We start from the raw sequence: 1484 nt of genomic DNA on the forward strand, positions 1-1484 counted from the left end.
CAGCGGCAAGGGGGGAGTGGGCAAAACCTCGGTGTCGGTGAATGTGGCGGTGGCGCTGGCCCAAAGCGGGGCCCGGGTGGGGCTACTGGATGCCGACATTTACGGCCCCAATGTGCCGCTGATGTTGGGCCTGCAGGATCGGTCTCTGGTTGTGCAAAAACGGGAGGACGGCGGCGAGGATATCTTCCCCCTGGAAAATTACGGCGTCAAGATGGTGTCGATGGGCCTTTTGGTGGGACGGGATCAGCCGGTGATCTGGCGGGGGCCAATGTTAAACGGGGTGATCCGGCAATTTCTCTATCAGGTGCAGTGGGGAGAGTTGGACTACTTGATTGTAGATATGCCCCCCGGCACCGGCGATGCTCAGTTGACCCTAGTGCAGGCAGTGCCGCTGGCAGGAGCTGTGATCGTCACCACGCCACAATCGGTGGCCCTGCTGGACAGTCGCAAGGGCTTGAACATGTTTCGGCAGTTGGGGGTGCCCATCCTGGGTATTGTGGAAAACATGAGCTACTTCGTCCCGCCCGACCTGCCGGATCGCCAGTACGATATTTTCGGCTCGGAAGGGGGAGAGACCACGGCCCGCGAGCTTGGTGTCCCGCTGCTGGGGCGGATCCCGCTGGAAATCGCCCTGCGCCAAGGGGGGGATATGGGTACGCCTATTGTCATCGGCCAACCTGAGTCGGCTTCAGCCCGGGCCTTGAAGCAGATTGCCAAAACCTTGGCAGGCCGCGTTTCCATGTTGGCTTTGGGGGCAGGCTAGAAGCGCTCTGCTTCCACCAACGAGACCCCGAAGCTGCGTCCTCCCACCACAATCCCCTCTTGGGCCTTGCCGCGCACGGTCACTGTGCTGTTCATGGCCGGCAGCCCCTTGTCGGTGATGACCCAAAGGGAACCGCTGTTGTCTTGGAGCTCATACACACCCTGGCCGAACACCCCTATCTGGTTCACCACGCGACCGCGGACATACACATCGGTGTAGCGGGAGGGATTTTGCTCTACGGTGGCGATGGGAGTTGTGCCGATGCCCAGCCGCGCCAGTGGCCCACACCCGGCTAGGGCCAGGCTCAAACACAGCAAGAACACCAGGGATCCCTTGGGGAAAGGTAGGCCGAGTCGCTGTTTCATGGGTTGCTTCCATTACGAGCACCTGCTCCCAAGATAGCAAGCCGGCAGGGAAATCCACGGCCAAGTCAGAACTTCTCGCCAATGCCGAAATGCAGTTGGCCTTGGCCAGCGCCACCTTGCCCAACCGCATAGTCGATGCGCAGCGGCCCCAAGGGAGATTGGATGCGAATGCCGACCCCCAGCCCCAAACCACTGCCCGGCTTGTTGCGCACCAGGGCAGGATTGCCGGCCACCGCAGCTCCACTGCCCAAATCGGTGCCGTAGTCGGCAAAGACCACTGCCCCCACCGGGTCGAAAATGGGAAAGCGCAATTCGGCGGTTGCGGTGGCAAAGCTGCGACCGGAACCGATACCCCC

General features: G+C 61.7%; 3 protein-coding genes. 1 reads left to right on the top strand and 2 read right to left on the bottom strand.

What is annotated here, in order from left to right; translation table 11 throughout:
* Window positions 1-763 (top strand): Mrp/NBP35 family ATP-binding protein (locus NW819_RS14440; protein ID WP_414414170.1); only part of this gene is annotated, 763 nt, incomplete at its 5' end.
* On the opposite strand, the gene NW819_RS14445 is transcribed toward NW819_RS14440, so the two are convergent.
* Both NW819_RS14445 and NW819_RS14450 read right to left on the bottom strand, forming a co-directional pair.
* Entirely contained in the window at window positions 760-1128 is a 369-nt protein-coding gene (locus NW819_RS14445) for a hypothetical protein (RefSeq protein WP_414373839.1), read from the bottom strand. The genes NW819_RS14440 and NW819_RS14445 overlap by 4 nt on opposite strands.
* A 65-nt stretch (window positions 1129-1193) precedes the next feature.
* On the bottom strand, window positions 1194-1484 hold a 291-nt coding region (locus NW819_RS14450), incomplete at its 5' end, for a BamA/TamA family outer membrane protein (protein ID WP_414414171.1).

The organism is Synechococcus sp. R8-2 (genome assembly GCF_047461715.1).
GTDB lineage: Bacteria > Cyanobacteriota > Cyanobacteriia > Thermostichales > Thermostichaceae > Thermostichus.